Annotated in this window: 23 protein-coding genes and 1 pseudogene; 9 read left to right on the top strand and 15 right to left on the bottom strand. The window is 52.8% G+C overall.

Annotated elements, in window-relative coordinates:
- Nucleotides 1-4 precede the first annotated feature (4 nt).
- The 5 genes from KGP21_RS15800 to KGP21_RS15820 form a co-directional block, all read right to left on the bottom strand.
- On the bottom strand, nt 5-286 hold the full coding sequence (locus tag KGP21_RS15800; RefSeq protein ID WP_021181215.1) for a DUF1496 domain-containing protein: 282 nt from the start codon (nt 284-286) through the stop codon (nt 5-7).
- Nucleotides 283-2,208 carry a DNA topoisomerase III gene (locus tag KGP21_RS15805; RefSeq protein ID WP_223535628.1) on the bottom strand — a complete coding sequence of 642 codons (1,926 nt, stop codon included), beginning with the start codon at nt 2,206-2,208 and terminating at the stop codon, nt 283-285. Before KGP21_RS15805 ends, KGP21_RS15800 begins: the two co-directional genes overlap by 4 nt.
- Entirely contained in the window at nt 2,208-3,326 is a 1,119-nt protein-coding gene (gene mnmH / locus KGP21_RS15810) for a tRNA 2-selenouridine(34) synthase MnmH (RefSeq protein ID WP_115158853.1), read from the bottom strand. Before mnmH ends, KGP21_RS15805 begins: the two co-directional genes overlap by 1 nt.
- Nucleotides 3,326-4,369 (bottom strand): selenide, water dikinase SelD, encoded by a 1,044-nt coding sequence (gene selD / locus KGP21_RS15815; RefSeq protein ID WP_021806611.1) that lies wholly within the window; start codon nt 4,367-4,369, stop codon nt 3,326-3,328. The genes mnmH and selD overlap by 1 nt, the downstream gene beginning before the upstream one ends.
- Before the next feature lie 171 nt (nt 4,370-4,540).
- Nucleotides 4,541-5,092 (bottom strand): NAD(P)H nitroreductase, encoded by a 552-nt coding sequence (locus KGP21_RS15820; RefSeq protein WP_094981335.1) that lies wholly within the window; start codon nt 5,090-5,092, stop codon nt 4,541-4,543.
- Between the two features lie 193 nt (nt 5,093-5,285).
- On the opposite strand from KGP21_RS15820, the gene sppA reads away from it, so the two are divergent.
- The 4 genes and pseudogenes from sppA to KGP21_RS15840 all read left to right on the top strand — a co-directional run.
- Nucleotides 5,286-7,139, top strand: coding sequence for a signal peptide peptidase SppA (gene sppA / locus KGP21_RS15825; RefSeq protein ID WP_094981336.1), 1,854 nt, complete (start codon nt 5,286-5,288; stop codon nt 7,137-7,139).
- A gap of 92 nt (nt 7,140-7,231) precedes the next feature.
- Nucleotides 7,232-8,248: an asparaginase gene (gene ansA / locus KGP21_RS15830; RefSeq protein WP_021806614.1), complete on the top strand. Its 1,017-nt coding sequence runs from the start codon at nt 7,232-7,234 to the stop codon at nt 8,246-8,248.
- Nucleotides 8,249-8,266: 18 nt separating this feature from the next.
- Nucleotides 8,267-8,899 carry a bifunctional nicotinamidase/pyrazinamidase gene (pncA, locus tag KGP21_RS15835; RefSeq protein ID WP_021806615.1) on the top strand — a complete coding sequence of 211 codons (633 nt, stop codon included), beginning with the start codon at nt 8,267-8,269 and terminating at the stop codon, nt 8,897-8,899.
- Nucleotides 8,900-9,168: 269 nt separating this feature from the next.
- Nucleotides 9,169-10,158: pseudogene (locus tag KGP21_RS15840) on the top strand (glycoside hydrolase family 18 protein); the annotation flags it as partial.
- A gap of 41 nt (nt 10,159-10,199) precedes the next feature.
- Here the strand turns inward: KGP21_RS15840 and KGP21_RS15845 are convergent.
- Nucleotides 10,200-10,472: a YeaC family protein gene (locus KGP21_RS15845; RefSeq protein WP_021181206.1), complete on the bottom strand. Its 273-nt coding sequence runs from the start codon at nt 10,470-10,472 to the stop codon at nt 10,200-10,202.
- A gap of 64 nt (nt 10,473-10,536) precedes the next feature.
- Nucleotides 10,537-10,950 (bottom strand): peptide-methionine (R)-S-oxide reductase MsrB, encoded by a 414-nt coding sequence (gene msrB, locus KGP21_RS15850; RefSeq protein WP_021181205.1) that lies wholly within the window; start codon nt 10,948-10,950, stop codon nt 10,537-10,539.
- Nucleotides 10,951-11,297: 347 nt separating this feature from the next.
- Between msrB and gapA the strand changes: the two genes are divergently transcribed.
- Together gapA and KGP21_RS15860 are read left to right on the top strand one after the other, a co-directional pair.
- Nucleotides 11,298-12,293 (top strand): glyceraldehyde-3-phosphate dehydrogenase, encoded by a 996-nt coding sequence (gapA, locus tag KGP21_RS15855; protein ID WP_021181204.1) that lies wholly within the window; start codon nt 11,298-11,300, stop codon nt 12,291-12,293.
- Between the two features lie 84 nt (nt 12,294-12,377).
- Nucleotides 12,378-13,253 carry a D-hexose-6-phosphate mutarotase gene (locus KGP21_RS15860; RefSeq protein ID WP_046808300.1) on the top strand — a complete coding sequence of 292 codons (876 nt, stop codon included), beginning with the start codon at nt 12,378-12,380 and terminating at the stop codon, nt 13,251-13,253.
- 120 nt (nt 13,254-13,373) lie between these two features.
- Here KGP21_RS15860 and KGP21_RS15865 read toward each other — a convergent pair whose 3' ends face one another.
- Complete coding sequence (locus tag KGP21_RS15865; RefSeq protein ID WP_305801883.1) at nt 13,374-14,078, bottom strand: MipA/OmpV family protein; 705 nt, start codon at nt 14,076-14,078, stop codon at nt 13,374-13,376.
- A gap of 493 nt (nt 14,079-14,571) precedes the next feature.
- Between KGP21_RS15865 and yeaG the strand changes: the two genes are divergently transcribed.
- Nucleotides 14,572-16,506, top strand: coding sequence for a protein kinase YeaG (gene yeaG, locus KGP21_RS15870; RefSeq protein WP_021806619.1), 1,935 nt, complete (start codon nt 14,572-14,574; stop codon nt 16,504-16,506).
- A gap of 117 nt (nt 16,507-16,623) precedes the next feature.
- Nucleotides 16,624-17,892: a YeaH/YhbH family protein gene (locus KGP21_RS15875; protein WP_223535629.1), complete on the top strand. Its 1,269-nt coding sequence runs from the start codon at nt 16,624-16,626 to the stop codon at nt 17,890-17,892.
- 160 nt (nt 17,893-18,052) lie between these two features.
- Here KGP21_RS15875 and KGP21_RS15880 read toward each other — a convergent pair whose 3' ends face one another.
- The 7 genes from KGP21_RS15880 to cspA form a co-directional block, all read right to left on the bottom strand.
- Nucleotides 18,053-18,361, bottom strand: coding sequence for a hypothetical protein (locus KGP21_RS15880; protein WP_223535630.1), 309 nt, complete (start codon nt 18,359-18,361; stop codon nt 18,053-18,055).
- Nucleotides 18,362-18,879: 518 nt separating this feature from the next.
- Nucleotides 18,880-19,314 (bottom strand): DUF2570 family protein, encoded by a 435-nt coding sequence (locus KGP21_RS15885; RefSeq protein WP_223535631.1) that lies wholly within the window; start codon nt 19,312-19,314, stop codon nt 18,880-18,882.
- 247 nt (nt 19,315-19,561) lie between these two features.
- Nucleotides 19,562-19,813 (bottom strand): hypothetical protein, encoded by a 252-nt coding sequence (locus KGP21_RS15890; RefSeq protein ID WP_223535633.1) that lies wholly within the window; start codon nt 19,811-19,813, stop codon nt 19,562-19,564.
- A 97-nt stretch (nt 19,814-19,910) separates the two neighbouring features.
- Complete coding sequence (locus KGP21_RS15895) at nt 19,911-20,573, bottom strand: anti-sigma factor domain-containing protein (RefSeq protein WP_223535635.1); 663 nt, start codon at nt 20,571-20,573, stop codon at nt 19,911-19,913.
- A complete protein-coding gene (locus KGP21_RS15900; protein WP_021181195.1) occupies nt 20,570-21,124 on the bottom strand; it encodes a sigma-70 family RNA polymerase sigma factor in 555 nt (184 codons plus the stop codon). The genes KGP21_RS15895 and KGP21_RS15900 overlap by 4 nt, the downstream gene beginning before the upstream one ends.
- Before the next feature lie 60 nt (nt 21,125-21,184).
- Nucleotides 21,185-21,745: a fasciclin domain-containing protein gene (locus KGP21_RS15905; RefSeq protein WP_021181194.1), complete on the bottom strand. Its 561-nt coding sequence runs from the start codon at nt 21,743-21,745 to the stop codon at nt 21,185-21,187.
- A 412-nt stretch (nt 21,746-22,157) separates the two neighbouring features.
- On the bottom strand, nt 22,158-22,370 hold the full coding sequence (cspA, locus tag KGP21_RS15910) for an RNA chaperone/antiterminator CspA (protein ID WP_024485401.1): 213 nt from the start codon (nt 22,368-22,370) through the stop codon (nt 22,158-22,160).
- Between the two features lie 358 nt (nt 22,371-22,728).
- Here cspA and KGP21_RS15915 point away from each other — a divergent pair, with 358 nt between their 5' ends.
- A complete protein-coding gene (locus KGP21_RS15915) occupies nt 22,729-22,905 on the top strand; it encodes a GhoT/OrtT family toxin (RefSeq protein WP_021181193.1) in 177 nt (58 codons plus the stop codon).
- The last annotated feature ends 39 nt before the right edge of the window (nt 22,906-22,944 follow it).

A 22,944-nucleotide genomic window follows, 5' to 3' on the forward strand; every position in this document is an offset into this window, starting at 1 on the left:
GCAATCACCGCTTGAGGCGGATCCAGATTAACGGATTGGTGCCCGTGACGTTAGGGTCACGCGCGCACTGCATCATCTCGTCGCCCACTTTCAGCAGCGCACCTTCAGAATAGTTTTGATTCTGATAAATGCAGCAACGGTTGCAGGGCGGCGGCGTTGTCGTGGTACGTGCGGTACCCCATATTTCTGGAGACACCGGTACGACGACATCGACGTTACCGCGATTGGCCAATACGCCGGTGGAAAACAATGCCAAACAACCGATCAACAAGGATATGCGGCTCATTCACTTTTCTCCCGTGCCTTTCCGGCACTTTTTTTACGCTTTTTCGCCCCGGCTGACGGTGCAGGCGACAAGCCACGAAACGCTATACTGGCCCGGCTCTGCTTAGCCTGATAGATCAGCTGTTGCAGCGCGCCTTCCAGCGGTTGCATAAAGTCCTGATAACGGCAGGATTTTTCGCTGATTTGCGTCAACGTAGACTCCCACTGCGCCGTCATATCAGGGCGTGCCGCCAGGTCTGGCAATGAATGGATCAGTGCCCGCCCGGTTTCGCTGGAGTGAATATAGCGCCCTTTCTTGTAGAGGAACGCCCGCTTGAAGAGCAGCTCGATAATGCCTGCGCGCGTTGCCTCTGTCCCTAAACCATCGGTCGCTCGCAGGATTTTCTTTAGCGCTTTATCCTGCACAAAACGCGCAATCCCGGTCATGGCCGACAACAGGCTGGCATCCGTAAAAGGCCGTGGCGGTTGAGTCTGGCGTTCTACCACTTCGCCACGCTCGCACAGTAATTCATCGTCTTTGGCGACAACAGGCAGCGGTGCACCTTCGTTTTCCTCATCACGCTCTTTACTGCCCAGCAAGGTGCGCCAGCCCGCTTCGGCCAGGAAACGTGCCTTGGCGATAAACTTGCCGCCAGCGATATCCAGCTCGATGACGCACTTGCGGAACATCGCATCCGGGCAAAACTGCATCAGATACTGCCGGGCCACCAAACTGTAAACGTTTTGTTCATCCTGGCTCAGGCTGGCCTTGCTGGCACGCGCCGTGGGAATAATCGCGTGGTGCGCATCAACCTTTTTATCGTCCCAACAGCGGTTACGGCGTTCACTATCGATTATTTCCTGTGGATAGAGATCCGGCTGATGTACGCTGATGGCGTTCAACACGGCATGACGCCCTGCAAAGTGTTCCTCTGGCAGATAACGGCAGTCAGAACGCGGGTAAGTGATCAGCTTGTGGGTTTCATACAGCCGTTGGCAAACGTCCAACACCTGCTGGGCGCTGAGGTTAAAGCGTTTCGACGCTTCAATCTGCAGCGTTGAAAGGGAAAACGGCAGCGGAGCGGTATCTGATTCCCGTTTATCATTATACGAGGTGACCAGCGCCGGTGCGCCTTCGATGCGTTTAACCACGTGTTCGGCCAACGGCCGGTGCAGTAAACGCCCCTCCTCATCCTGGTAAGGCTCACAAGATTCACTCGGCTGCCACAGGGCGACAAAGCGTTCTTCCTTCGGCGTGACGATATGCGCTTTCACCTCAAAGAAGTCTTTCGAAACGAAGTTTTCGATCTCTTCATCGCGACGCACCACCAGCCCCAGTACCGGCGTCTGTACCCGCCCAACCGACAGCACGCCGTCGTAGCCCGCGTTACGCCCTAGCAGCGTATAAGCCCGGGTCATGTTGATGCCGTAAAGCCAGTCGGCACGCGCACGCGCCAACGCGGAAACGCACAGCGGGATAAAGTCACGGTTATCACGCAGACGCTGTACTGCACGCTCCACCGCCTGTGGGTTGAGATCGTTGATCAGGCAACGCCGCACGTTCTGGCGCTTCTCCTGAGTCAATGCCAGATAATCCAGCACCTCATCCACCAGCAACTGCCCTTCCCGATCCGGGTCACCCGCGTGGATCACTTCGTCGGCTTCTGCCAGCAGCTTTTTGATCGCGTTCAGCTGCTTGCTGACCGAAGGGCGCGGCTGCAACAACCACTTCTGCGGGATTATCGGTAAGTCGGCCAACGACCAGCGCGCGTAACGGCTGTCGTAAGCATCCGGCTGGGCCTGTTCTAACAGGTGCCCAACGCACCAGGTCACCACATCGTTGCTGCCACAGGCAATAAAGCCGTCACCCCGACGATGGGGCTTGGGTAAGACATCAGCAATGGCGCGGGCCAAACTCGGTTTTTCGGCTATAAACAGTCGCATTATTCACCGTTATTCTGGCTATACGTCATCAGGAACTCTCTGACTTGCGCGTAATTACCGCGAAAGATCACACGTTGGGTTTTCTTCTCTAATTGGTAGCGATACATCGGATCGTAATAGTGTTGCAGCAGCGGCACCAGCCATTGTTGATGCGCTTCGCTTTGGCCAGTGAGCCGTTGTACCTGCAGCGCCGATTCGAGACGCAGCGTCAACTGCTGGAACAGTTCCAGTCCCAGGCGGCGGCGGATGGCAAACAGGCCATGGTGCAAATATTCATCATATTGCCGCCAGCCGTCTTGCTCGCCATAGGCTTGCTCAAAGGCAATGCGCATCCGGTCGATATACTCATCTTGCAGGCGTGCCACTCTCACATCAAACGGATCGTCAATCACCACCAGGGCAGCCTGTTGCATACCATTGAACAGCCCTAATGGGAGATTATTCGAACCGATGATCCGGCTTTCATCCTCCAGCACCCAATGGCGGCAGCCACCGTGCTGTTTCTTCAACATGCACGTAGCCAGCTGATTCTCAAAATTGATTTGGGTGGGCTGTTTCACCAGCGTACGGCCAAAAGACGAACCGCGATGATGAGCGATCCCTTCCAGATCGATACCGGCCGCCAATTCATTAATCAGCAGCGTCTTGCCACAACCGGTGTTACCGCCAACGATCAGCATAGGCAACGCAGCGGCGGCCTCAAGCGCACCGAGCAAAAAATTGCGCAGCGCCTTGTAACCGCCTACCACGCGTGGATAGTCAACACCAGCCTCTCTCAGCCACTGTTGCACCAATTGCGAACGTAGACCACCGCGGAAACAGTAGATATAACCTTCTGGCTGCCGGGCACACTGTTCGATCCAGGCCTGCGTGCGCTGCTCACGCAGTTTACCATTGACCAGGCTGTGCCCAAGAGCGATCGCAGCTTGTTGACCATGCTGCTTGTAGCAGGTGCCCACCGCCTGACGTTCACTGTCGCTCATCAACGGCAGATTAACTGAACAGGGGAATGCCCCCTGCGTAAACTCTATCGGCGCGCGCACGTCAATCAGCGGCACATCCTGTAGAAAAAGGCGCTGGTAGTCTTGCGTATCCTGTCGAGTCTGCACCGTTGACACTAGACAACCTCGATCAGTGGTTTACCCGCCTGTGCGGCCTGCAATTCACCAATCGCGTTCAGCGTGATGCCATGACGGGCCGCTATCGCCTGCACTTCGGCTTCGGCTTCCGGCAATACCGCCAGCAGCAAACCGCCGGAGGTTTGCGGATCGCACAGCAATTGACGTTGCAGATCGCTCATGGCGCCAACCAGGTGACCATAGCTTTCAAAGTTACGCCCGGTACCGCCCGGTACGCAGCCTTCGCTGATATAACGTTCGACATCCGGTAGTTTCGGCACGCATTCGAACCATACGGTTGCCTGCAGATCGGAACCCTGGCACATCTCGCTAAGGTGGCCAAGCAGGCCAAAGCCGGTAACATCGGTCATCGCCGTTACGCCTGCCACTTCGGCAAAGTCTGCCCCAGGCTTGTTCAACTGGCACATGACCTCAGTAGCCAAGCCTTGGTGTTCGGCCAGCAGTTTGCTTTTCTTTTCTGCGGTGGTCAGTACGCCAATGCCCAGCGGTTTGGTCAGGAATAGCTTGGTGCCTGCCTGCGCCGCACTGTTTTTCTTCACCAGCTCGGTTTTGACGATGCCGGTTACCGCCAAGCCAAAAATCGGCTCTGGGGCATCAATAGAATGGCCACCCGCCAATGCAATCCCCGCCTGCTGGCAAGCATAGCGGCCACCGTCGATCACCTGTTGGGCAACCTCTGCGGGCAGCTTGGCAATCGGCCAGCCAAGAATAGCGATGGCCATGATCGGTTTACCGCCCATGGCATACACGTCGCTGATGGCGTTGGCTGCCGCAATACGGCCAAAATCAAACGGATCGTCGACGATCGGCATAAAGAAATCAGTGGTGCTGATAATGCCCACGCCGTTACCGATGTCATACACTGCGGCATCATCACGCGTTTCATTACCCACCAGCAGATGGGGATCGATAAACTTTTCCTGCTCGCTGTGCAGTATCGTTTCAAGCACTTTGGGTGAGATTTTACAGCCGCAGCCAGCGCCGTGGCTGTACTGGGTCAAACGAATGGCCGGCGATGTCATAGTCCACTCCCTCTGGGTAACAAACGAACGTAAGGATATCACAATGGGATATAGGGTAGCGCTTGCCGAGGGGATTGATAAGAGCAGGTTGGCATTATGCGTGCGACCTGCTCAGAAACAGTACAAAACTGCGGGTTATCGCGCATTCTCGGCGAGCTCCCGCATGGCGGATCAGAAGTAGCGGACGAAAGGCGTACTGTCCGGAGCGACCACTTTAGTGGCACCTTTTAACTGCGGCGTGCCTAGATAGAGGAAACCGACGATCTCGTCCTGCTCGCGGCAGGCGAAGGCTTCGCGCACCAACGGATGCTCTGTCCAGGCACCGCTGCGCCAGATGCCATTAAAGCCCTGCGCCAAGGCGGCCATTTGCATCGCCTGCACCGCGCAACCGGCAGAGACAACCTGCTCCCAGCGCGGCACTTTCGGATTTTCACTGCAATGAGCAACCACCGTGATAATCAATGGCGCACGAAAAGGTGCCTGTTTGGCCTTTTCTACCGCACTCTCATCCAGTTCATCTTGTCTGGCGGCGGCTTGCAGCAATTCACTGAAACGTTGCAGACCCTGATCCTCGATCAGGATAAAACGCCAAGGCTGTAACGTACCGTGATCCGGCGCGCGCAGCCCGGCGTTGATGATATTCTGACGCACTTCACCTGCGGGTGCCGGTGCGGTCAGGCGTGACGCAGAACGGCGATTGAGTAAAAGATCCAGAGCATCCATCATTAACTCCTGATAACAATTTTCGTTTAAATCACGTTAACATAGCTCTACATAGAGTTACAGCCTCTGTAATACTGTCTATACCCGTTGCCACTCAGGCTGCAGGGGGATAAATGGCAGATGATTTAAAGCTGACATTTCTTCGGCCGCTCATTAGGATAGCGGAACATTCTAGACTCTTGTTGGAGAGCACATGCGCACATTGGGGCGAATTATTGCTGGTATTTTCAGATGGACATGGCGTCTGCTGAATTTCGTCAGGGAACTTATCCTGAACTTGTTCCTGATTTTCTTGATCCTGGTCGGGGTCGGTATTTATCTTTCACTCCAAGGCAATTCTTCGGCAGTAACACCGCATGGCGCACTGCTGGTCGATCTCAGCGGCGTGGTGGTCGATCAACCTTCGGTAAACAACCGGGTTCGTCAGTGGGGACGCGAACTGTTGGGCGCCTCCAGCAACCGTCTGCAGGAAAACTCACTGTTTGACGTGGTGGATACCATTCGCAAGGCCAAAGAGGATAAAAACATCACCGGTATGGTGTTGCAGCTGAATGATTTTGCCGGGGCGGATCAGCCTTCCCTGCAATACATCGGCAAGGCACTGCGTGAGTTCCGCGACAGTGGTAAACCGATCTTTGCCATCGGCGACAGTTATAACCAAACGCAATACTATCTGGCCAGCTACGCCAACAAGATCTACCTGTCACCTCAGGGTGCCGTCGATCTGCATGGTTTCGCCACCAACAACCTTTATTACAAATCCCTGTTGGAGAAGCTGAAGGTCACCACCAATATTTTCCGCGTGGGCACCTATAAATCTGCCGTAGAACCGCTGATCCGTGATGATATGTCACCGGCTGCGCGGGAAGCCGATAGCCGTTGGGTTGGCGGGCTGTGGCAAAACTATCTGGATACGGTGGCGGCTAACCGTCAACTTACGCCAGATCAGTTGTTCCCAGGCGCAGCAGATATTCTCAGTGGTTTAAAGGCGACGGGTGGCGACACCGCGCAGTTCGCCCTGAACAGCAAACTGGTCGATGAGCTGGCCTCTCGCACTGCGATAGAAACACAGTTGGTGAAAACCTTCGGTTGGGACAAACAGAGCAATGATTTCAATGCGGTCAGCATCTACGATTACCAGCCGCAGCCGTCACCGGATCAGGGCGGTGAGATCGCCGTCATCTTTGTCAATGGCGCGATCATGGATGGCCCGCAGACGCCAGGATCGGTCGGTGGCGACACCACGGCCTCACAACTGCGTCAGGCGCGTCTGGATCCGAAAATCAAAGCCGTTATCCTACGCGTCAATAGCCCTGGCGGTAGCGTCAGCGCTTCAGAAGTGATCCGTTCCGAGTTGGCAGCGGTTCGCGCCGCAGGTAAACCCGTAGTGGTTTCCATGGGTGGAATGGCCGCGTCTGGCGGTTACTGGGTGTCGACCCCGGCAGATTACATCATTGCCAGCCCGAGCACCCTCACCGGCTCCATCGGTATCTTCGGTGTGATCAACACCTATGAGAACACCTTGGACAGCGTTGGGGTACATACCGACGGCGTCGCGACGTCACCACTGGCCGACCTGGCCGTGACGAAAGCATTGCCGCCAGAGTTCTCGCAGATGATGCAGTTGAACATCGAGAACGGTTATAAAAACTTCATCGACCTGGTGGCAACCGCCCGGAAGATGACGCCAGAGCAGGTCGATCAAATTGCTCAAGGTCACGTCTGGATCGGTAGCGACGCCAAGAAAAATGGCCTGATCGACCAACTGGGCGACTTTGACGACGCCGTGAAGAAGGCGGCAGAGCTGGCCAAGCTGCCACAGTGGCAACTCAACTGGTTTATCGATGCCCCTAGTATGACGGATATGCTGCTCAGCCAGTTTGGCGTTTCTATCCACGCCATGCTGCCTGAGGCGATCCAGTCAATGCTGCCAGCCCCGTTGGCATCGGTGGCGCTGGCGGTGAAAGAACAGCCTGGCCTGTTTAATAACCTGAACGATCCGCAGCATCGTTATGCCATATGCCTGACTTGCGGAGAGGTCCGTTAACAAATAAATCTCTAGCCCGGCATCCGCCGGGCTTTTTTTCTCCTGCTATCTCCCTATAATTCAGCCTATCTGACAGCCACAAGATCGAAGCCATGCAAAAGAAATCCATTTACGTCGCCTATACCGGCGGCACTATCGGTATGCAGCGTTCCGAACAGGGATACATCCCGGTTTCCGGCCACCTACAGCGCCAGTTGGCACTGATGCCCGAGTTCCATCGCCCAGAGATGCCGGATTTCACCATTCATGAATATGCCCCGTTGATCGACTCTTCTGATATGACCCCCGAAGACTGGCAGCATATCGCCGACGACATCAAACAGAATTACTCTCGCTATGACGGCTTTGTTATTCTGCACGGCACCGACACCATGGCGTTTACCGCTTCAGCCCTATCTTTCATGCTGGAGAACCTGGATAAGCCGGTGATCGTCACCGGCTCGCAAATCCCGCTGGCAGAATTGCGCTCCGACGGCCAAACCAATCTGTTGAATGCCCTCTATCTGGCCGCCAATCACCCGGTGAACGAGGTCAGCCTGTTTTTCAACAACAAGCTGTTTCGTGGCAACCGCACCACCAAAGCACATGCCGACGGCTTTGATGCTTTTGCCTCCCCCAATCTGCCCCCCTTGCTGGAAGCAGGTATCCACATACGTCGCCAGACCGGCATCGCCTCTCCGGTGTGCAACGGGGAATTGATCGTGCATAACATCACGCCACAGCCCATCGGCGTGGTGACGATTTATCCGGGAATTTCCGGTGCCGTGGTGCGTAACTTCCTGCTGCAACCGGTCAAAGCCTTGATCCTGCGCTCTTACGGCGTCGGTAACGCGCCGCAAAAGGCCGAACTGGTGGATGAATTGCGTGATGCCTCCGAGCGTGGCATCGTAGTGGTCAACCTGACACAATGCATCTCTGGCCGGGTCAATATGGAGGGCTATGCGACCGGTAATGCCCTGGCTCATGCCGGCGTCATCAGCGGTTTTGATATGACGGTGGAAGCCGCGCTGACCAAGCTGCATTACCTGTTGAGCCAGCCGTTAACCCCAGAAGAGATCCGCAGCCTGATGCAACAAGACCTGCGTGGCGAATTAAGCGCTGCGGGCTAATCCGAAGTGGGAACTCTGATGAAAACTGCTCTGTTGCTGATTGATTTACAAAACGACTTTTGCCCCGGCGGCGCCTTAGGCGTGGCAGAAGGTGATGCCACCATTGACGTCGCCAATCAGGCTATCGCAGCCAGCCTGGCCCGTAACGAAACGGTGATTGCCAGCCAGGACTGGCACCCGGCGGATCATCGCAGTTTTGCGATTAACTCCAACGCACAGATTGGTACGCTTGGAGAACTGGAAGGCCTGCCTCAGGTTTGGTGGCCGGAGCACTGCGTTCAGGGTACCCCTGGCGCAGAACTTCATCCTCAGCTTGATAAGCAACCCATCGCAGCGATATTCCGTAAGGGCGAGAACCCGGATATCGATAGCTATAGTGCTTTCTTTGATAATGGCCACCGGGCACAAACGGCGCTCGATGGCTGGCTGAAGGAACGAGGCATCACTCATCTCGCCGTGATGGGGCTGGCCACCGATTATTGCGTCAAGTTCAGCGTGTTAGATGCCTTGCGTTTAGGTTATCAGACCCAGGTCATCATCGATGGCTGCCGCGGTGTCAATTTAAGCCCCGATGACAGCGAGCAGGCGTTGGCAGAAATGCAGTCGGCTGGCGCACAGTTAGTTACACTGTCACAGTTTACTCAACGCTAACGATTTTTGGGGCTGCTTGACCTCAGCGCCCCATATCCTCTGCCAACCGCTTTATTTTCGACGCTGCTCACATTCTCACCATTCTTCTGCGCGCTCACCTTGTCCCCTCCCGTCTCTTTTGCTGTTATGGCTTCTGATGCATAGGCATCAATAAGTTATACGCATCCGGGGCCTACCGAGCCCGGCTTTATTGATACCGCCCCAGGCGGTTCAGGTCGGCCTTGCTGACCAAAGGAGACAACATGGCTTTAACCCGTAAACTGCTACCCTTGCTGGTATTACCCGTATTGCGCCAGCAAAATCCGGCGCTGAAGGTTTTGCTGTCCGTTGGCGGATGGGGAGCTCGTGGGTTCTCCGGCGCGGCAGCCACACCGGAAAGCCGGGCGGTGTTTATTCGTTCGGTGCAGGAGGTGATTGCCAAGTATCAGCTAGATGGTATCGATCTGGATTGGGAATACCCGGTTAACGGTGCCTGGGGATTGGTGGAAAGCCAGCCCACTGACAGAGCCAATTTCACCGCCCTACTGAGCGAACTGCATCAGGCGTTGGGTAAAGAAAAACTGCTGACCATCGCCGTCGGGGCTAACGTCAAAAGTCCGCAGGAATGGGTAGACGTTAAGGCTATCGCGCCCTATCTGAACTACATCAATCTGATGACCTACGACATGGCGTACGGTACCCAGTATTTCAACTCCAATCTCTATGACTCCAAACAATGGCCAACCGTGGCCGCCGCCGACAAGTACAGCGCCGACTTTGTGGTCAACAACTATCTGGTCGCCGGGCTGAAGCCAACTCAGCTCAATCTGGGGATCGGTTTCTATGGCCGGGTACCTAAACGCGCCACCGAGCCGGGTATTGATTGGGATGTGGCAGATGCGGCCAAGCATCCCGTCACCCAGCCCTATTTCACCACACGTGAAAAAGACGTCTTCAAGTCGCTGGGCGTGGATTTGGATAAAGACAGTTACATCAAGTACAACGATATTGTGAACAAGATGCTGAAAGACCCGCAACGGCGCTTCACCGCGCATTGGGATAGCGAGGCCAAGGTGCCCTATCTGATGATGAAGTCATCCGCAGGCAAACCGCTGTTCGCGATAAGCTATGAAAACCCGCGCTCGGTAGCCATCAAGGCCGAGTACATCAAGAGCAAAGGATTGGGAGGGGCGATGTTCTGGGAGTATGGCGCGGACGATAACAACCGCCTGGCCCACCAGTTAGCCGAAAGCTTAGGCTTGAGCCAGCAGAAGCAGTAAAACCTTCAGGGCGATGGCAACATCGCCCTGCCAGCAACAGATTACTGCGGCTTCAGCTTGGCCAACGGCTCGGCCATAAACTGCTGCTTCAGCTCCTGTTTGCTTTTCATCACGATTTGCCCGTCGGTGCCAATGCTCATATGTTGCGGGTCCGCATTGTTCATCGACTGCCACAGCATCACCGCCTGCAAGCTGTGTTCTTTCTGCTCTGGCGTCAGTGCCACACCATCAGGCCATTTGCCCAGTTCCACAGCCAGCACCAGCCGCTGGTAGATTTCCGGCGTCATGGCCGCAATCAGATCTTTTACTTCCATCAGAGCATGTCCTCACCCGGGAATGAATAATTAGCTGAATCGATTTTGTTGGTTTAGTTACAGCTTAACCTGCCGTCTGCTCGCCATTCTCGTCGTCGGTGAAATTCAGTGACGCGGAGTTAACACAGTAGCGTTCGCCAGTCGGCTGCGGACCATCGGGGAATACGTGCCCCAAATGCGCGTCGCAGTTACCACAGCGGATCTCGACTCGATGCATATTATGTGAATTATCATCAAGATAACGAATAGCATCGTCCGAAACGGGCTGATAGAAGCTGGGCCAGCCGCAGCCAGAATCAAACTTGCTGGCGGAGAAGAACAGCGGCGCGTTACAGCACAGGCAGTGGTACACGCCCTCACGCTGGTTATGCAGTAATTTACCGCTATAGGGGGCTTCGGTGCCACGCTCTTGCGTCACATAACGTTGGATTTCATTCAGTTCCGTGAGCGGTGTCTTAGGGGTTGTCTCTTTAGCCATTTGTGCTATTCCCGCAATGTGGATAATGTCAACGAAAACAATGAGTAATAATAACAAAAAATTAACAACGCTGCAGGCCTTTTTAGCCTAAACTGTACGGCATAAAGGTTACGCTGCCACCATATGTGACTTCGATCACATATCTTGCACGTACTGACTTTATACTTGGCGGTTTGCCCCCATATCGATGGAAGGACAAACGTAAATGGAATGTGCGATTTGTGTGCAAAACCGGGCCTCTGGTTTGACTTGCAGCAAGAATTGACACGATTCCGCTTGACGCTCGGTAAGGTTTTTGTAATTTTACAACCAACCTTTTATTCACTAACAAATAGCTGGTGGAATATATGACTATCAAAGTAGGTATCAACGGTTTTGGCCGTATCGGTCGCATTGTTTTCCGTGCTGCTCAGGAACGTTCTGACATCGAAATCGTTGCAATCAACGACCTGTTAGACGCAGAGTACATGGCTTACATGCTGAAGTATGACTCTACTCACGGCCGTTTCGACGGTACTGTAGAAGTTAAAGACGGCCACCTGGTTGTTAACGGCAAAACCATCCGTTGTACCTCAGAAAGAGATCCGGCTAACCTGAAGTGGAACGAAGTCAACGTTGACGTCGTTGCTGAAGCAACTGGCCTGTTCCTGACTGACGAAACTGCACGTAAACACATCGCTGCAGGTGCTAAGAAAGTTGTTCTGACTGGCCCATCTAAAGATGACACCCCAATGTTCGTTATGGGCGTGAACCACAAGTCTTACGCTGGCCAAGAAATCGTTTCCAACGCTTCTTGTACCACCAACTGCCTGGCACCACTGGCTAAAGTAATCAACGACAAGTTCGGCATCGTTGAAGCTCTGATGACCACCGTGCATGCGACTACCGCAACTCAGAAAACCGTTGATGGCCCGTCTCACAAAGACTGGCGCGGCGGCCGCGGCGCATCCCAGAACATCATTCCTTCTTCTACCGGTGCTGCTAAAGCTGTAGGTAAAGTCATCCCAGAACTGAACGGCAAACTGACCGGTATGGCGTTCCGCGTTCCTACTCCGAACGTGTCTGTGGTTGACCTGACTGCCCGTCTGGCAAAACCAGCTTCTTACAAAGAAATCTGTGCTGCTATCAAAGCCGCTTCAGAAGGCGAGCTGAAAGGCGTGCTGGGCTATACCGAAGACGAAGTGGTTTCTACCGATTTCAACGGCGAGAAACTGACTTCTGTATTCGATGCTAAAGCCGGTATCGCGCTGAGCGACACCTTTGTGAAACTGGTTTCTTGGTACGATAACGAAACTGGCTACTCAAACAAAGTACTGGACCTGATCGCTCACATCTCCAAGTAATGGCTTGATGCGCAGTTGATTATCAAGGGCGACACTAGTGTCGCCCTTTTTATTTGTTTTTTGCGGCGAAAAGAAGGCAACAACATGAACGAAAAAATCTTCACCCTACCCGTTAGCGAACAAATCACCCCTTTTATCAGCCAACGCCAACTGGACGAACTGCCCGTGGTGGTGGTTTCTCACCCGAAAGTCCGTGCGGCCATTACTCTGCAAGGGGCTCACCTGCTGGCCTGGCAGCCAAGCGGTGATAAACCGGTGCTTTGGCTGAGCAACAATACGCCATTCAAAAACGGCGTGGCGATCCGCGGCGGCGTACCGATCTGCTGGCCTTGGTTTGGCCCGGCAGGTAGCCCATCCCACGGCTTTGCCCGTAATCAGCCGTGGCAGCTTACCGCGCACGATGAAGATGAAAACGGCGTGATCCTGACCTTCACGCTGCAAGATAACGAACAAACCCGCAAATTGTGGCCACATGCTTTCACCCTGATCGCCCGCTTCAAGCTGGGTGAAGAGTGCGAGATGGAGCTGGAATCACACGGTGACTACCAGGCTACCGCCGCTCTGCACAGCTATTTCCAGATCGGCGACATCGACAAGGTGAAAGTTGCCGGTTTGGGCGAGCATTACATCGATAAGGTGGCGAAGGGGATCGAGGCACGTCAGGTTGGCGAGCTGGAGTTTACCGGGCAAACCGATCGCGTTTACACGCAGGCCACGCCTTGCAGTCTGATCAAAGACCCGGTATTGCAACGCACCATCGAGGTCAATCATCACTATATGAGTGATGTGATCGCCTGGAACCCAGGCGTCGAGCTTTCCTGCAGCATGGCCGACATGCCAAACGACGGTTACAAAACCATGGTGTGTGTGGAAACCGGGCGCGTAAGCAAGCCGCTGATCGCCTCTGGGGAGCAACCAGCCCGCTTGGCGATGAAAATCCGCAGCATTAAAAATAGCTGATCAAACTGGGGCGAATCATTTCGCCCCTCTTCTCTTCATCCACCGCTCTACAGATGTGCAAAAGGAGCGTTTCCGCCCCTTTTCGATGCACCTAATGCACCATGATAGTGCAACCAGCCATTAGAAGGTGTAAGTCACACCCGTCCACAACATGCCGGTATAAGATTTATCAACCATTGGGCTGTCTTTAACTTCGCTGTCCAGGCGCGTATAACGCCCCGTGAAGAAGGCATTCCAGTTGGCGTTGATATTATAGTTGGTGCTCAATTCGACGTATGGCGACCAGCTATCGCTCGGCTTATAGGTGTTGAAGGTACTACGGCGGGACTCATCACCATTGATGCCATAGTAATATTGGTTCTGGTTTGAGCTGTTCCAGTTTACCCCGATGCCAGGAGCAAAGCTCCAGGAGTCCACCTGGAACTTATAGAGATAGGCAATATCGCCCACCAGGCCGTTACTGTTGTCCAGCATATCGCCAGAGAAGGCCGTACGGATCGAGCCCCACTCGGCATTATGTGTAAAGGCAACACCGGCCATCATGGTGCTACGGCGCTTGTCCAACTGCTTCATGCGGTCGTCGTCACTGTCGCCTGGCTTATAGTGCAACGGTGAATAATAGGCGATCAGGCTCAGCTGATTTTGCTGATCTTTCCACAGGTTGTAACCGGCCAACAGCGTATGGAAGTAAAAATCATCGCCATCGTAATTGATGATAGGAACGGGATAGACACGATCCTGATAACCACGATAAGGATCTGGGCTGACCAGCGCTGAAGCACCGAGTGACCAGCTTCCTGCCTGAGCACTGTGCGCACAAACCATTGCGGAAGCGATAATTGCTAGCGTTTTGAGTTTAGATATCTTCACTGGCTTTTTCCATAGATAACAAGATGTAATTAACGGCTATAGTTTATGTGAAAACCGACGGGCCTGCCGGATCTTTACAATAGAAAACAACCAAGATCGAATAACTTAGAACCCAAAGATGAATTATTGATGGCAAAAAGATGACGTTTTTTGCCGCAACCCGCGCCAGACAAGGCATTTGCCGCCCCTCGCCCTAACTGAGTCATTGAAATGACTTAAAAAAGACCCTTTCTCTTGCAGGAAATTTTCCAGTATGCAACTAAGCTTAAAATCAGAAGGTGAATTTAGGCTGAGCCCAGTGGCAATACAGCGCAACTCGCGAGAATAAGCGCACCAAGTTGGCATACGGGTTGCTGTACTCAGTCATAGCTTCACGCTTTCGGGAGCCAGAATACCAACACCAGCTCCTTTTTTAACCTGTGCTAATAACGAAAGGACGGGCATCGCCATGAACATATTTGACCACTATCGCCAGCGCTACGAAGCTGCCAAGGACGAAGAGTTCACACTGCAGGAATTTCTTTCCATCTGCCGGCAAGATCGCAGTGCCTATGCCAATGCGGCAGAACGTCTACTCATGGCTATCGGTGAACCAGTGATGGTCGATACCGCGCTTGAGTCGCGTATGTCTCGCCTGTTCTCCAACCGCGTGATCGCACGCTATCCGGCATTCGAGGAGTTCTACGGCATGGAAGAAGCTATCGAACAGATAGTTTCTTACCTGAAACACGCTGCCCAGGGCCTCGAAGAGAAGAAACAAATCCTTTATCTGTTGGGCCCGGTGGGTGGCGGTAAATCCTCACTGGCAGAACGGCTGAAAGCCTTGATGCAGCGTGTACCGATTTACACCCTGAGCGCCAACGGCGAGCGCAGCCCGGTCAATGACCATCCGCTGTGCCTGTTCAACCCGCAGGAGGATGCCACTATTCTGGAAAAAGAATACAACATCCCGACGCGCTATCTTGGCACCATTATGTCGCCGTGGGCCGCTAAACGCCTGCATGAGTTCGGCGGGGACATCACCAAATTCAAAGTGGTGAAGGTTCGTCCTTCAATACTTGAACAAATTGCCATCGCCAAAACCGAACCGGGCGATGAGAACAACCAGGATATTTCTGCGTTGGTCGGTAAAGTGGATATCCGTAAGTTGGAAAATCACGCGCAGAACGATCCGGATGCCTATGGCTACTCCGGCGCACTGTGCCGCGCCAACCAGGGGATCATGGAGTTTGTGGAGATGTTCAAAGCGCCGATCAAGGTGCTACATCCTCTGTTGACCGCCACCCAGGAAGGTAACTACAACGGTACCGAGGGGATCTCTGCCCTGCCGTTCAGCGGGATTATCCTGGCGCACTCTAACGAATCGGAATGGGTGACCTTCCGCAACAACAAAAATAACGAGGCCTTCCTCGACCGTGTTTACATCGTCAAGGTGCCTTACTGCTTGCGGGTGTCGGAAGAGATTAAAATCTACGACAAACTGCTCGATAACAGCGAACTGACCCACGCGCCTTGCGCCCCTGGCACGTTGGAAACGCTGGCTCGCTTTACCGTACTGTCGCGTATGAAAGAGCCAGACAACTCCAGCATCTATTCGAAGATGCGTGTCTACGATGGTGAAAGCCTGAAAGACACCGATCCGAAGGCCAAGTCGTATCAGGAGTATCGTGACTATGCCGGGGTGGATGAAGGTATGAACGGCCTTTCGACCCGTTTCGCCTTCAAAATTCTGTCTCGGGTGTTCAACTTTGACCATGCCGAAGTTGCGGCTAACCCGGTACACCTGTTCTATATCCTGGAACAGCAGATCGAGCGTGAGCAGTTCCCGCAGGATCTGGCGGAGAAATACCTGGAGCACCTGAAAGGCTACCTGATCCCGAAATACGCCGAGTTTATCGGCAAAGAGATCCAGACCGCCTATCTGGAATCCTACTCCGAATACGGTCAGAACATTTTTGACCGCTACGTGACCTATGCAGACTTCTGGATCCAGGATCAGGAGTACCGTGATCCAGATACCGGCCAGCTGTTTGACCGTGAGTCCTTGAACGCTGAACTGGAGAAAATCGAGAAGCCAGCGGGTATCAGCAACCCGAAAGATTTCCGCAACGAAATCGTCAACTTTGTCCTGCGTGCCCGTGCCAATAACAGCGGCCGGAACCCGAACTGGACCAGTTACGAGAAGCTGCGTACGGTTATCGAGAAGAAAATGTTCTCGAACACCGAAGAGCTGCTGCCAGTCATTTCCTTTAATGCTAAAACCTCAACGGATGAGCAGAAAAAACACGATGACTTCGTCGACCGGATGATGGAGAAAGGCTACACCCGCAAGCAGGTTCGTCTACTGTGCGAATGGTATCTGCGGGTGAGAAAATCTTCATAAACCGACGACCGCTGACGTCATAGATAGCCTATACCTGAGGATTTCGGGTTGTAGCCTAACGGCTACAGCCTGAAACACCCAAGGTAGAGAAAGTTGGCAACGTTGTTTGGGGGATGTATGGCGTATTTCATTGACCGACGGCTGAATGGCAAAAACAAGAGCATGGTGAACCGCCAGCGCTTCTTGCGTCGCTATAAGTCGCAAATCAAACAGTCGATTGCCGAAGCCATCAACAAGCGTTCGGTTACCGACGTGGACAGCGGGGAATCGGTATCGATCCCCGGTGGCGATATCAACGAGCCAATGTTCCATCAAGGGCGCGGCGGTAAACGCCATCGCGTTCATCCCGGTAACGATCACTTCGTACAAAATGACCGCGTTGAACGCCCACAAGGCGGCGGCGGTGGTGGTGGTGGCCAGGGCAATGCCAGCCAGGATGGGGATGGCCAGGATGAGTTTGTCTTCCAGATCTCCAAAGATGAGTATCTCGACCTGTTGTTCGAGGATCTGGCGCTGCCCAACCTGAAGAAAAATCAGTACAAACAGCTGACCGAATATAAAACCCACCGTGCAGGCTACACCGCCAACGGCGTACCGGCCAATATCAGCGTGGTGCGTTCGCTGCAAAACTCGCTGGCGCGTCGAACCGCGATGACCGCCGGTAAGCGGCGTGCTTTGCATGAGTTTGAAGACAGCCTTGCCCAGTTGGAGAACACCGAACCGGTGCAACTGCTGGAAGAAGAGCGCATGCGTAAGGAGATTGCCGAGTTGCGCAAGAAAATCGACAGCGTGCCGTTTATTGACACCTTCGACCTGCGCTACAAGAACTACGAACGTCGGCCTGAACCCTCCAGCCAGGCGGTCATGTTCTGCCTGATGGACGTATCAGGCTCGATGGATCAGGCAACCAAAGACATGGCCAAACGCTTTTATATTCTGCTGTATCTGTTCCTCAGCCGAACCTATAAGAACGTTGAGGTGGTCTATATTCGTCACCATACCCAGGCTAAAGAAGTGGATGAGCAGGAGTTCTTCTACTCACAGGAAACCGGCGGCACCATCGTTTCCAGCGCCCTCAAGCTGATGAACGAAGTGGTCGAGGAGCGTTACGATCCTGCACAGTGGAATATCTATGCCGCTCAGGCTTCGGACGGGGATAACTGGGCTGATGATTCGCCACTGTGCCATGAACTGTTGGCAAAAAACATTCTGCCGATGGTGCGTTACTACAGCTATATCGAAATTACCCGCCGTGCTCACCAGACGCTGTGGCGTGAATATGAACATCTGCAGGCGACGTTTGAAAACTTTGCCATGCAGCATATCCGCGAGCCGGATGATATCTATCCGGTATTCAGGGAACTGTTTCATAAGCAAACGGCGTGATCTAATAGAAAACGGCCAGTAACGAGAGTTAGCTGGCCGTTTTTTTTGCTATTGAATGATAGTGATGGTAACCAACATCGCAGAACACTTCTATTTTTGCGGACCACGTTTATCATAATGTTGATGAATGATTGTATAAATGCATAAAGCGTATTTCTATTTAGCTCCCTGCTCCTACAGCGCTTGATGCACTACCGTGACCACCGGAACCTGGGCCGTTAAATGCCCCACCTCCCAGCATCCCTCCAAGAGCTGCACCACCAATGGTTCCCATTGGTCCAAGCAAGGAGCCAGCCCCTGCTATAAGAGCCCCACCAATAGTATTGGACAGAGGGTCTTTCCCCAAGCCCATCCCATTATCACCTGCTGATATATTAGGTTGGAATCCATTGGCTTGTGCCCCATATCCTGGCTCTGGATTTAATCCACCTGAAACCACATTAAGTTGTTCTATTGTTAATGCTCTCATAACCGTTCCTTTTTAATAGTAATAGAGATCACCAATCCAGTTTGAAAAATTTCCTTATGACAAACCTGACAACCACACAGAGACCAATAATAAAAAATAGCAAGACAATAAAACTAGGGACGTCTGTAACTGCAAAGCGGCCCTTATACTTGCTGGAAAGGAAATAAGACAAGGCATAGATCAAGATGCCAACACATATTGATATAGTGAATTTTTTATTCTTAATCATAACCACTCCCTATGGTTAAGACCCGACGGGTTGTTAAATCATCCTACGCTATATCAAGAATCATCAATAGGTAATGATAGGCATTATCATTAACGTCAAGTTAATTTAAGTCAAGCTTTTTCTCTGAGGCAGGAATACCAAACCAGCACATTATCCGCCGACCGATAACCGCTCGGCCTGCCATGTGATCAACGCTTCGATCCGTGAGGCGCAGATATCAAGCTCACTCTGGCTCACTTGTAAGGCCATGACGGCATCCCCGAAAGTCTCCCCGGTAAACGGTGTCTTCTCACACTGCTGTAGCAATACCGCTGGCGGATATACGTAGATCAGTTGCGGAGCCGGTGGCACCGGTTTTGGTCGCTTCGCGCAGGATATCGAGAGCATCAGCAGGCAACCGCTGATGACCGCAGTCGTTATCCTCCAGCGCTTTGCGTAACGTTCTATTTTCAGCATCGGCCTTTACTCTCTTTTGCTGTTCAATCTTGAGCTGTTGTTCGGTAGCACGACGATCGGCATCCGCCGCACCTTTCAGCGCCTGAATGGTTTCATCCCTGCCGATTAATGCGAAGCCCAACGCCTCGTTATCTTTTTGAGACTGGTCGATGTCCCTATTCAAATCTTCGATGCGTTGACGCATGCTGAACAACAGGGCTGCAAGCAAGCAGACCAACAATAGTTGCCAATGACCTTTGGAAAACTGAATTAACCCCGCCAGGCTCATGACAGCAACACCTCGCGATCGGTAACACCTTGTCTATTTGTCTGCATTTGAATTCCTCCGTTGAAGCCAAAACACGGCTTTAGATAAGCAGTATCTCAAAGCAGAAGGATGAGGTGTATTCGCGAGGGTTGTACTAGCCATGCCACAACTAATCGTTAGGACTCAAATGGCAAAAATCTCACCGAGGCGAGATTTTTGGTGATTCACAAAATGGTTCAGGCAGCCATAAGGTGACTATGTTTCGAAGTCACAACAAATACCTAAAATCGTGGATATCAGGAAACAGGCCCACCGTCCTAAGATGGCGGTTGCAGATAAACCAGATCTCATCGCGATCGTTCGAGAGGATGAAATAAGCATCGGCGGTTTCCGAAGGATTATACATCCCCAATGCACGATAGGCCGTATACAGGCTGAATCCGCTATCCAACGGATAAGGCTTGGGTGCATTGTCCATCTGCACCACTCTCAAGTACAACCCTTGCTCGATCCATATCATAAAGTCACCTGTAACGATGGTTGATAACTTTAGTATGGTCGTAAATGAGATTATCGTCGCCTTCAGCGAAAAACCATCGGCAAGAATATCAATCAGATCATAGTGATGTGAACTGGCCGCTGTACAGTACCGGACCGGTCGGAAGCCCTGTAGGTGACCCACCCGCTGGCTCCAGGCTGATGGCAATGGTCATGCCCTGCGCCAGCGCCATCGAGTTCACTGCCAGCTCGGTCGGCTTCTCTGCAGCAACCAACCCTAAGGAACGTGGTTTTTCACCGGGCGAGATCGCCCACAGTTGCAGGCTATTGGCTACGGCTAACGTTTGCGGGTTAAGCGGGGTTAGTCTCAGATGGCGTTTGCCACTGTCCATGCTGACAATCCATTGCCCACTGCCCTGCTGACCTGCATTGAGCACCACCGCCGGAGCAAAATCCTGCGGCTGGGTGATAAAACGCGGCACCAGCAACAACGCGGCCAAACCGGCAGCCAGTGCCCAGCCAAGGTAGTCCCAGCGTTTACGTCGTTGCGCGACCTCAATGGGCAAACCAAGTTTGATCTTTTTCCACACGCGTTCCGGTGGCAATACTGGGCTCAGTGCCAGATCCAACGGAGCCAGCAGCGTTTGCCAACGTGCAACCAAGGCGGCCAGCGTCGGCTCCCGCTGGATACGCTGTTCAAAGTTCAACCGCGCAGGCCCGCGCAACGTGCCCAAGGCATATTCTGCGGCTAACGCCGAGTCATACTCACCTTTGCTTTTCATAGGCCCACACAGTTTTTCAAATGATCCAGTGCCCGGCGGATCCAGCTTTTGATCGTGCCAAGCGGTTGTTGCAGATGTGCCGAAACCTCGCCATGAGACATGCCTTGGTAGTAAGCCAACACAATGCTCTGACGTTGTTCAACGTTCAGATGATTCAGGCATTCGGCCAGCTTTCCAGCCTCCTCACCCAGCAGCAACTGACTAGCGGGTTCTTCCGTGCTCGCCCCCAGGTCATCCAGCCACTCCTCTTCCGTTTGCCCCGCCCGGCCTCCAGCACTGCGCAACCAATCAATAGCCTTGTTGCGCACAATGTGCGTCAGCCAGGTCAAGGGGGAACTGAGATTGGGGTCATAGCTGGCAGCGCGATTCCACACGCTGATAAAGCTTTCGTGCAGCACCTCTTCGGCCCAGGATTGACGGCGCAGTAAACGCAGAGCAACGGCAAACAAGCGCGGCGAGGTCTGCCGATAAAGTTGTTCAAATGCGTTGCGGTCGCCAAGCGCAACGGCCTGCATCAATTCGACATGCTGTTCGGGAAGTGCTTTGGTCATGTCCTGTCCTATCAAGGTGCGGGCAGCCTTTTGGCAGCCTGCACCTAGTATAGACGGGATTTATTTTGGCAACAGAACGCTATCGATAACGTTGATCACGCCATTTTTCTGATAGACATCATAGGTGCTGATGTTGGCAATATGACCTTGGCCATCTTTGAGCTGAATATTGTGGGGGCCATTATTCATAATCCACAGCGGTTGGCCATTGACCGTTTTCAGCTCGGCCGTGCCGTGCCCTTCCTTGATTTTCTTCTCCAACTGTTTCATATCATAGCGGCCGGCAACCACATGGTAGGTCAACACGCCGGTCAGCGCCGCCTTATTCTCAGGTTTGAGCAAGGTATCGACCGTCCCGGCAGGCAGTTTGGCAAAGGCTTCATTAGTCGGAGCAAACACCGTAAACGGACCTGCGCCTTGCAGAGTGTCAACCAGGCCAGCCGCCTTCACCGCAGCAACCAGCGTGGTGTGATCTTTGGAATTAAGGGCATTCTCGACAATATTTTTGCTGGGGTACATGGCGGCACCACCTACCATTACCGTATCGGACATCATGGCAGCCATTGAGACGCTACTGAACAACAGTGATGAACACAGGGCAGTACAGAGAAGCTTTTTCATGGTTATATCCTCGAAGGGTGATGTGGGAAGATGTCCTCACATAGCCATATACGTAGTGAACGAGAATATTGGATGCAGTAATCTGAAAATATTTTTCGAGCGGGGAAACTGGATGTAAAAAACCCCGGCGTAAACGCCAGGGTTAAAAGTAGTGCCGGTCGCTTTCCCGGCTGTCATGATGCGGCGCAAGCGTCCATCGAACACTCCAGCATTGCACAGCCTAAGCACGGCTTTTTCACAACAGAAAAGCAAACTTTGGTGAAATTGGCTTTTCTGTCTACCCTCATGGCTAGGAGGATATATTCAATCCCGGCACCAGGCCGGGATTGATGTGGTAGTGTCGATATCGCTTGTCTGCTCCGGTCTACACCATCATCGCTATTGCAAGTTTCAACCACACTACCGAGTCACATTACATTGCTGTAACGTTGACTGCTGATGGGCCTTTGGCGCCATTTTCGATGCTGAATTCAACCTGCTGGCCTTCATCAAGCGTCTTGTAATCATTACCCTGGATTGCAGAGAAGTGTACGAACACGTCTTTGCTGCCATCAGCAGGAGAAATGAAACCAAAACCTTTACCAGCGTCAAACCATTTTACTAAACCAGTCATTTTATTAGACATAGATACTTCCTTCATTATTTTTTAGGCCGCCATAATGGCGAATGAGGTCTGCAATTCAGTGGAAACTTATGGGGGCACTAGAAGGAAATTCGCGGAAGAAGAGGTATCTGTCGGATATCGCTAATACTGAGAACTACTTTACTAAAACTGCTTTCATAAGGTCTGTACTTCAAACCGATGACGCTATTTACTCATAACCCAGAGTTATTAGCAAGGGCTATTTATAATTAATTTCGATAAGGCGCTCTTTCACCTGTGCGACAAGACACCCCCTCCACCCTTTTACACCGCATTAACACATTGATTACTTGCGGGGAGCCGCCTAAAATGAGCGGTAAAAATTACCGGGATGGTTTTCATGTTATCGCTGTGGGAAGTCACGCAATACGTTTATTTTATTGGCCTGTTGGTTTCGATGATTGTCACTTTTCTGGTCAGCCGCGATACCCTCCCCATCCGCCTGCTTAGCGCGCTGATCATCGGCCTGACCTGGCCACTCAGCCTGCCCGTGGTGCTGTTGTTTTCGCTGTTTTAGCACCTCATCCCGCTAACGTTCAGCGGGATGAGTACGGTT

Origin of the sequence: Serratia sp. JSRIV004, assembly GCF_019968705.1 — a bacterium.
Taxonomy (GTDB): Bacteria; Pseudomonadota; Gammaproteobacteria; order Enterobacterales; family Enterobacteriaceae; genus Chania; species Chania fonticola_B.

Coding starts and splice junctions, on each gene's coding strand:
- KGP21_RS15800 (WP_021181215.1), bottom strand. CDS start 286: ATGAGCCGCATATCCTTGTTGATCGGTTGTTTGGCATTGTTTTCCACC.
- KGP21_RS15805 (WP_223535628.1), bottom strand. CDS start 2,208: ATGCGACTGTTTATAGCCGAAAAACCGAGTTTGGCCCGCGCCATTGCT.
- selD (WP_021806611.1), bottom strand. CDS start 4,369: ATGACATCGCCGGCCATTCGTTTGACCCAGTACAGCCACGGCGCTGGC.
- KGP21_RS15820 (WP_094981335.1), bottom strand. CDS start 5,092: ATGGATGCTCTGGATCTTTTACTCAATCGCCGTTCTGCGTCACGCCTG.
- sppA (WP_094981336.1), top strand. CDS start 5,286: ATGCGCACATTGGGGCGAATTATTGCTGGTATTTTCAGATGGACATGG.
- ansA (WP_021806614.1), top strand. CDS start 7,232: ATGCAAAAGAAATCCATTTACGTCGCCTATACCGGCGGCACTATCGGT.
- pncA (WP_021806615.1), top strand. CDS start 8,267: ATGAAAACTGCTCTGTTGCTGATTGATTTACAAAACGACTTTTGCCCC.
- KGP21_RS15845 (WP_021181206.1), bottom strand. CDS start 10,472: ATGGAAGTAAAAGATCTGATTGCGGCCATGACGCCGGAAATCTACCAG.
- msrB (WP_021181205.1), bottom strand. CDS start 10,950: ATGGCTAAAGAGACAACCCCTAAGACACCGCTCACGGAACTGAATGAA.
- gapA (WP_021181204.1), top strand. CDS start 11,298: ATGACTATCAAAGTAGGTATCAACGGTTTTGGCCGTATCGGTCGCATT.
- KGP21_RS15860 (WP_046808300.1), top strand. CDS start 12,378: ATGAACGAAAAAATCTTCACCCTACCCGTTAGCGAACAAATCACCCCT.
- KGP21_RS15865 (WP_305801883.1), bottom strand. CDS start 14,078: ATGGTTTGTGCGCACAGTGCTCAGGCAGGAAGCTGGTCACTCGGTGCT.
- yeaG (WP_021806619.1), top strand. CDS start 14,572: ATGAACATATTTGACCACTATCGCCAGCGCTACGAAGCTGCCAAGGAC.
- KGP21_RS15875 (WP_223535629.1), top strand. CDS start 16,624: ATGGCGTATTTCATTGACCGACGGCTGAATGGCAAAAACAAGAGCATG.
- KGP21_RS15880 (WP_223535630.1), bottom strand. CDS start 18,361: ATGAGAGCATTAACAATAGAACAACTTAATGTGGTTTCAGGTGGATTA.
- KGP21_RS15885 (WP_223535631.1), bottom strand. CDS start 19,314: ATGAGCCTGGCGGGGTTAATTCAGTTTTCCAAAGGTCATTGGCAACTA.
- KGP21_RS15890 (WP_223535633.1), bottom strand. CDS start 19,813: ATGATATGGATCGAGCAAGGGTTGTACTTGAGAGTGGTGCAGATGGAC.
- KGP21_RS15895 (WP_223535635.1), bottom strand. CDS start 20,573: ATGAAAAGCAAAGGTGAGTATGACTCGGCGTTAGCCGCAGAATATGCC.
- KGP21_RS15900 (WP_021181195.1), bottom strand. CDS start 21,124: ATGACCAAAGCACTTCCCGAACAGCATGTCGAATTGATGCAGGCCGTT.
- KGP21_RS15905 (WP_021181194.1), bottom strand. CDS start 21,745: ATGAAAAAGCTTCTCTGTACTGCCCTGTGTTCATCACTGTTGTTCAGT.
- cspA (WP_024485401.1), bottom strand. CDS start 22,370: ATGTCTAATAAAATGACTGGTTTAGTAAAATGGTTTGACGCTGGTAAA.
- KGP21_RS15915 (WP_021181193.1), top strand. CDS start 22,729: ATGTTATCGCTGTGGGAAGTCACGCAATACGTTTATTTTATTGGCCTG.